General features: G+C 68.2%; 5 protein-coding genes and 1 pseudogene. 4 read left to right on the top strand and 2 right to left on the bottom strand.

Features of this window, described 5'->3' with window-relative positions:
• Positions 1 to 332: pseudogene (locus G3N96_RS36765) on the bottom strand (hypothetical protein); the annotation flags it as partial.
• A 474-nt stretch (positions 333 to 806) separates the two neighbouring features.
• Between G3N96_RS36765 and G3N96_RS36760 the strand changes: the two are divergent.
• From G3N96_RS36760 to G3N96_RS36745, 4 genes are all read left to right on the top strand, one after another.
• Entirely contained in the window at positions 807 to 1871 is a 1065-nt protein-coding gene (locus G3N96_RS36760) for a 2,3-butanediol dehydrogenase (RefSeq protein WP_206140277.1), read from the top strand.
• 449 nt (positions 1872 to 2320) lie between these two features.
• Complete coding sequence (locus tag G3N96_RS36755; RefSeq protein ID WP_206140276.1) at positions 2321 to 4258, top strand: HAMP domain-containing sensor histidine kinase; 1938 nt, start codon at positions 2321 to 2323, stop codon at positions 4256 to 4258.
• Between the two features lie 151 nt (positions 4259 to 4409).
• Entirely contained in the window at positions 4410 to 5066 is a 657-nt protein-coding gene (locus G3N96_RS36750; protein WP_124577225.1) for a VC0807 family protein, read from the top strand.
• Positions 5067 to 5140: 74 nt separating this feature from the next.
• Complete coding sequence (locus G3N96_RS36745; protein ID WP_124577227.1) at positions 5141 to 6007, top strand: CPBP family intramembrane glutamic endopeptidase; 867 nt, start codon at positions 5141 to 5143, stop codon at positions 6005 to 6007.
• 20 nt (positions 6008 to 6027) lie between these two features.
• Here the strand turns inward: G3N96_RS36745 and G3N96_RS36740 are convergent, their stop codons facing one another.
• Positions 6028 to 7008, bottom strand: a complete 981-nt coding sequence (locus G3N96_RS36740) for an aldo/keto reductase (protein WP_206140275.1) — start codon at positions 7006 to 7008, stop codon at positions 6028 to 6030.
• Positions 7009 to 7214 lie beyond the last annotated feature (206 nt).

The following is a 7214-nucleotide window of genomic DNA, read 5'->3' as shown; positions in this document are numbered from 1 at the left end:
CCCTGCAGCATCACGAACACGTTGACGAGCGACCACGCGGCAACGCCCGCATACGCGGCACGCGACAGCGCCGTGCGGGCCGCCAGCGCAAGATCGGCCGCCTGGTAGAACAGCAGCGCGCCGAACACGCCGACGAACGGAAACACCGACATGATCCCGCTCAGCGACGCGAGCGAGCCGCCGAATTCGTGCTGGAGCGACGGCAACGCGATCGTGGCCTTGCCGACGTGCAGCGCCGACACGATGCTCGCCAGCACGACGTTCGCGACGGCGGCCCCGTAGCTGCGCGACGGCAGCGTGGCGGCATCGGCCGCGACAGGCGATTCGGTCATCTCCCCCTCCGTTGAAACGGCCGCGTGCAACGGGATGCATCACGCGTCCGGGATCGGACTGGCGCACATGATACAAATTGAAGTTAACTTCAAGTAAAGGGGTAATGTGCGCAACGATCCGTTCCGCCGATCGCGGCAATGGATCGGCGTGGCAGCGCGCGTCTCGCGATTCGTCTCATTGCGCTGAGACGAACGTCCCAGCGTCTCACCCGGTCTGAGCTTTTGCTTCCGCAGTAAATCTCACCACCCTCCTCCGTCAAATCGTTTCCTGTCAAAGCGACGGCAAATGGTGCATCGCATCGCGCCCGTCCCGTCCGATCGCCGTCGGCGCCCCCACTCGAGCTGGCCCCGTTCCTGCATACCGGTCGTTCGCGCACTCGCGCGACGGGCGCACCGGCAACCCCGCCTCGCGCCCGACGACAACCTGATGGAGACAGCAACGTGAGTACACCGGCAACGACCCCAGCTCCCAGCATGAAAGCCGCCGTCTGGCACGGCCGCCACGACATCCGCGTCGAACAGGTTCCCGTTCCCGAGCGCCCGCCGGCAGGCTGGGTGACGATTCGCGTGCACTGGTGCGGGATCTGCGGCTCCGACCTGCACGAATACGTCGCGGGCCCCGTCTTCATCCCGGTCGACGCGCCGCATCCGCTGACGGGCCTGAAGGGCCAGTGCATCCTCGGCCACGAGTTCAGCGGCGAGATCGCCGAACTCGGCGCGGGCGTGACGGGCTACGCGGTCGGCGATCGCGTGACGGCCGACGCCTGCCAGCACTGCGGCACCTGCTGGTATTGCAAGCATGGGCTGTACAACATCTGCGAAAACCTCGCGTTCACCGGGCTGATGAACAACGGCGCGTTCGCCGAATACGTGAACGTGCCGGCCGAGTTGCTGTACAAGCTGCCCGACGACTTCCCGACCGAGGCCGGCGCGCTGATCGAACCGCTCGCGGTCGGGCTGCATGCGGTGAAGAAGGCCGGCAACATCGTCGGGCAGACCGTCGTCGTGGTCGGCGCGGGCACGATCGGCCTGTGCACGATCATGTGCGCGAAGGCAGCGGGCGCCGGGCGCGTGATCGCGCTGGAAATGTCGGCCGCACGCAAGCAGAAGGCGCTGGAGGTCGGCGCGAGCGTGGTCATCGATCCGAAGACGTCCGACGCGATCGCGGAAGTCAAGATGCTGACCGGCGGCTACGGCGCCGACGTGTCGTTCGAGTGCATCGGCCACACCACGACCGCGAAGCTCGCGATCGACGTGATCCGCAAGGCCGGCAAGTCGGTGATGGTCGGCATCTTCGAGGAGCCGGCGCCGTTCAACTTCTTCGACATCGTGTCGACCGAGAAGGAAGTGATCGGCTCGCTCGCGTACAACGGCGAATTCGCGGACGTGATCCGCTTCATCGCGGACGGCCGCATCGACGTGCAGCCGCTCATCACCGGGCGCATCGCGCTCGGCGACATCGTCTCGCACGGCTTCGAGGAACTGGTCAACCACAAGGACCGGAACGTGAAGATCATCGTTCAGCCCGCCCTCGCCTGACCGCGCGCGCGGCCGCGGCAGCGAATCGCGCCGCGGCACGCGTACTGCAAGTGTCACCTTGGCGCGTCGTCCGTGCGCGGGCGCCGCGCCTGCCTGCCGTTCCCTTCCAGCGCCCCCTCCTTGCCGCCGTCGTCCGTCGCGAACTTCGTGCCGCGCATCGTTCTAACACGACGATCAAAAAACATTCGCAATCCAAACCATCCGTCGTAACGCACCACCGGCCGAATACGCGATCAGGGTTTCTCCGGATCAAGCGCGATGCGTCCGCTGTCGACAGGACACTGACGCAAGGTGATCCTGTGCAAGGCAAGGCACGATCCGCCCCCCCTGCCAGGATCGTTGCCGCCCCCTTGAAGGCGGCCCCCGCCCCCACAAAACCTTACGGTGTCACGGCGCCGACAGGCCGAGAATACGGGCCCACCCGGGATAGCTTGCAAACATGGTGTGTCATGAATCGTTCATTCTCGTTTAGCCGGGAACGCGCATATAACATTCGATCGCTGACGATCCAGCAGAAGACCCATGTCGGCTTCGCGCTCGTCACCACGCTGCTGGCCTTGCTGTGCGGCACGATCATCTGGGGGAGTGTCCGGCAATACCGGCAGGAGAACGCCGACCTGCAGCGCTTCGAATTCGTCCGCGGCGCGATGAGCGCTGCCAACGTGATCTCGGCCGAACGCGGCCCGACGAACGACCTGCTGGTGCGCCCGCAGGACGACGGCGCCGCCGAGGTCCGCCACCTGCTCGCCGCGCGCGTGCGTTCCGACCAGGCGCTCGAACGTTTTCGCGGCGGCATCGCGCAGGCGGCCGTGCTCGACGATCGCGAACGCGGCAACCTGCTGCACGCCCTCGACTCGGTCCGGATCACGCTCGCCGATGCGCGTACGGAAGTCGACGCACTCGGCATGCGGCCGCGCGCGACACGCAGCGTTCACGATATCCAGCACGCGCAGGCGCGCCTGTTCCGGATCGTCGACACGCTGTCGCTGCTGATCGACGGCGCCATGACCGACACCGCGATGGGCGACCCGCGCACATCGGGTGCGATCCTGCTCGCGCGGCTCCTCGGCGATCTCCGCGAATACGCGGGGCGCACGGGCTCGCTGCTGATCGCGCCGATGTTCGCGCGGCAGGCGCTCGACCGCACGCAGTTCGCGGACATCATGCGGATGCGCGGCCGCATCGAGCAATTGCGCACGCTGATCGACGGCTCGATCGGCGCGAAGCTCGACGACCCTGACGTGGCGCGCGAATACGCGCAGCTCAACGGCGCCTTCGACGCGCACATCCTGCCGCTCGTCGACGCGGCCGTCGCCGGCGGCAAGAACGGCGTCTATGCGATGAGTGCGGCCGACTTTTCCCGTGCGATCGTGCCGCATTTCCGGCCGAGCGAGCGGCTGCGCGACCACGTGATCGACCTGGCCCGGCGTCGCGCGATCGGCGGCCGGAACACCGCCCGGATCAAGGTCGCGTTGTCGGCATTCGCCGCGACACTGTGCGTCGCGATCCTGGCCTCGCTCGCGCGCGGCGTGCAGCGACTGCTGTCGAAGCCGCTCGATGCGCTCGGCCGCCGGATCGTCGCGCTCAGCGATGGCGATACGTCGCACGTCGCGATGCCGCGCGGCATCGGCCCCGAGATCACGCAGATCCACCACGCGCTGGAAACCTTGCGCCACGCGACCGTCCGCCGCGACATGCTCGAGCGCCAGCGCAACGACATGCTGACATTGTTCTCGCACGACATGCGCGCCCCGCTGACCTCGCTGATCATCCTGATCGACACGCAGGCGCGACGGGCGGGCGACGTGCAGATGAAGCAGCAGTTCGCGAGAATCGGCAAGCTGGCGCGGCACACGCTGGCGCTGGCCGACGGCTTCGCGCAGCTCTCGCGTGCGGAGGCCAGCGACTACGAACGCGTGCCGGTCAACCTCGCCGACCTGATGAACGAGGCACGCGACGCCGTATGGCCGCTCGCGCACCGGAAATCCATGGCGATCGACGACGTGCCGCGGCGCGACGACACGATCGTGCAAGGCGACCCGGCGCTGCTGTCGCGCGCGCTGATCAACCTGCTGGACAACGCCATCAAGTACAGCGCGTCGCTGACGAGCGTCGAATGCAGGGTCGAGCCGGGCGCCGACGGCAAGACCGTGCGCTGCACGATCCGCGACAGCGGGTGCGGGATCAGCAGCGCGGACCAGACACGGCTGTTCGAGCGTTACCGGCGCTTCCGCACCGCCGGCCAGCCGGAAACCAGCGGCGTCGGGCTCGGCATGGCGTTCGTCAAGACCGTCGTCGAGCGGCACCAAGGCACGATCCACGTGCACAGCGTCATGCTGCAGGGCACCACGGTCACGATCACGCTGCCGGCCGCGGCGCTTCCATGACGATGGCACCGGCGCCGCCGGCGGCAAGCGGCCGACACGGCACCGCAGCACCGCCCGATTCTTCGATATACTCAATCGAACCCTTTTCGGGGCAACCGCGGGCCACCACGCCCTTCGCAGGTTCGCCCCAACCTGCGTGGAATTGCCCACCGTGAAACCGCGAGCCGGACTGATCCTCGAACTCTTCGTCAACCTCGTGCTGCCCTGGGTTGCCTACCGGGCCGCGCAGCCGTCTTTCGGCGAAACCGGCGCGCTGTACGCGTCGGCGGTCCCGCCGATCATCTGGTCGATCGTCGAATTCATCCGCTCGCGCCGCGTCGATGCGGTGGCGGCCATCGTGCTGCTGGGCATCGCGCTGTCGATCCTCGGGATGGCGCTCGGCGGCAGCGCGCGCACGCTGCTGATGCGCGAATCGCTCGCGTCGGGCACGATCGGCGTCGTGTTCCTGCTGTCGTTGTTCCGCGAACGCCCGCTGATCTTCTACCTGGCCCGCGCCACGGTGGCCCGCGAGATGGATGGCGGCGCCGCGCATTTCGAAACCGTCTGGGAAGCGCAGCCCGGGCTGCGGCAGATGCTCCGGCGGATGACCTTCGTGTGGGGCGCGTTCATGACGCTGGAAATGCTGCTGCGTCTCTGGATGGTCGTGACCTGGCCGGTCGAACGCGTGCTGGTCGTGTCGCCGGTCATGGGCTACACCGTGTTCGGCTGTCTGCTGCTGTGGACGTTCTGGTACCGGCGGCGGATGCGCGAGCGCAACAGCGTTCACGTCCCGGGCCGCGACCGCGCCACCGAAACCGCCGGCCGCTGACCGCTCTCCACCGGCATCGCAAGCCGGCTGCTGTATGATGCGCGGCGTCTCGTCCGACGAATGCCGTTCCTGTCATGTCCCTTTCGCTCCTTCCGTCCGCCACGATCTGGCTCGCGCTGTTCGCGGCCGCCGCATTCGCGTGGCATCGCCCGCAACACGGCCTGAGCGTCGGCCTCGCCGCGCTCGGCTATGCGTGTGCGCTGGCGTTCGGCAAGCTCGGGCCGCTCGCGCTGGCCCCGCTCGCGTTGCTGGCCGCGGCCGCGTGGGGTGTGATGCCCGAGCGCCCGCGCGCGGTGCGCATCGCCGCGCACGTCGTCTTTGCCGCCGTCGCGATCGCGCTCAGCCTGCACCTGATTCCCGGCTTCCACAATCCGCGCGTGATCGGCCCGACGCGCTTCACGCCGGATGCCGCGCCGTTCACGATGTACCTGAATCTCGACAAGCCGCTCGTCGGCTTGTGGCTGGTATGGGTGCTGCCGTGGGTCGCCCCCGTCATCCCGCTGTCGCGCGCGCTGCGCACCGGCGCGGTGGCGGCCGTTGCAACGGCGGCCGCGTGCCTGGCCGGCGCGCTCGCGATCGGGATGGTCGGCTGGGCGCCCAAATGGCCGCCGTCGGGCTGGCTGTGGCTCGTGAACAACCTGCTGATCGTGACGCTCGCCGAGGAAGCGCTGTTCCGCGGCTACGTGCAGGGTGGACTGACGCGCGCGCTACGCGCGTTCGCCTGGGGGCCGTGGGCCGCGCTTGTGGTCGGCGCAGTGCTGTTCGGCGCCGCGCATGCGGCCGGCGGCTGGCAATGGATCGTGCTCGGCACGGTGGCGGGCATCGGCTACGGCCTCGCGTGGCGGCGCGGCGGGCTGCTCGCGTCCGCGCTCGCGCATGCGGGGCTGAACGTCGTGCACTTCGGCCTGTTCACCTATCCGATGCTCGACGCCGCGCGCTGACGGCCGCGCGGCGCCGCCGCTCAACTGATCCCGGCCACCGCGTGCGGCACGTACGGGCGTTCGAGCGTCGCGATCTCGTCGTCGGTCAGTTTCAGTTCGAGCGCGGCCAGTGCGTCGTCCAGTTGCTGCGGCTTCGAAATGCCGACGATCGGCGCGGTGACCCCGCGCTTCTGCGCGACCCACGCGAGTGCGACCTGCGCACGCGGCACGTTGCGTGCCGCCGCGATCGTCGCCACGGCATCGACGACCGCCTTGTCCGCCTCCGCCGTCGCATCGTAAAGCCGCTGGGCGACCGCGTCGCTCTGCTGCCGCTCGGTCGACTCGTCCCAGTTGCGCGTCAGGCGGCCGCGCGCGAGCGGGCTCCACGGAATCACCGCGATCCCTTCGTCTTCGCACAGCGGCAGCATTTCCCGCTCCTCTTCCCGATACAGCAGGTTCAGGTGGTTCTGCATGCTGACGAAGCGGGTCCAGCCGTGCTGCTTCGACGTGTGCAGCGCCTTCGCGAACTGCCACGCGAACATCGACGACGCGCCGATATAGCGCGCCTTGCCGGCCTTCACGACGTCGTGCAGCGCCTCGAGCGTCTCCTCGAGCGGCGTGCCGTTGTCCCAGCGGTGAATCTGGTAGAGATCGACATAGTCGGTGCCGAGCCGCTTCAGGCTCTGGTCGATGTCGGTCATGATCGCCTTGCGCGACAGGCCGGCGCCGTTCGGCCCGGGCCGCATCCGGTAGAACACCTTGGTCGCGATCACGATGTCGTCGCGTTTCGCGAAATCGCGCAGCGCGCGGCCGACGATCTCCTCCGACGTGCCGTCGGAATACATGTTCGCGGTATCGAAGAAGTTGATGCCGGCTTCGACCGCCCGCTGGATGATCGGACGGCTCTCCGCTTCCGGCAGCGTCCACGGATGCGAGCCGCGTAACGGTTCGCCGAACGTCATGCAACCCAGCACCAGCTTCGACACGTCCAGCCCTGTCGATCCGAATTTCACGTATTCCATTGCACGCCTCGCCATTGAAGTTGAGCTGACGGCCGGATGCGCGCCGCGCATCCGCCGGACCGTCGCATGGTATCCCGGGCGGCAAAAATGCGTGCGGCGTCGCCGCATGGTACGAAGGGAGTGCTCGCGAGCGCGAGCGCGAGGGCCCGTGCGAGATCGGAAGGCCGTGGGTGGTGGACAGGGAGTATCTGCATGTGTTTGGTCCT

The sequence above is a fragment of the Burkholderia sp. Se-20373 genome (genome assembly GCF_017104705.1).
In the GTDB taxonomy this organism is placed as follows: domain Bacteria; phylum Pseudomonadota; class Gammaproteobacteria; order Burkholderiales; family Burkholderiaceae; genus Burkholderia.
The sequence above is the reverse complement of the archived record's forward strand: the minus strand, read 5'-3'. Positions and strand labels throughout refer to the sequence as shown.

Coding starts and splice junctions, on each gene's coding strand:
- G3N96_RS36740 (WP_206140275.1), bottom strand. CDS start 7,008: ATGGAATACGTGAAATTCGGATCGACAGGGCTGGACGTGTCGAAGCTG.
- G3N96_RS36755 (WP_206140276.1), top strand. CDS start 2,321: ATGAATCGTTCATTCTCGTTTAGCCGGGAACGCGCATATAACATTCGA.
- G3N96_RS36745 (WP_124577227.1), top strand. CDS start 5,141: ATGTCCCTTTCGCTCCTTCCGTCCGCCACGATCTGGCTCGCGCTGTTC.
- G3N96_RS36760 (WP_206140277.1), top strand. CDS start 807: ATGAAAGCCGCCGTCTGGCACGGCCGCCACGACATCCGCGTCGAACAG.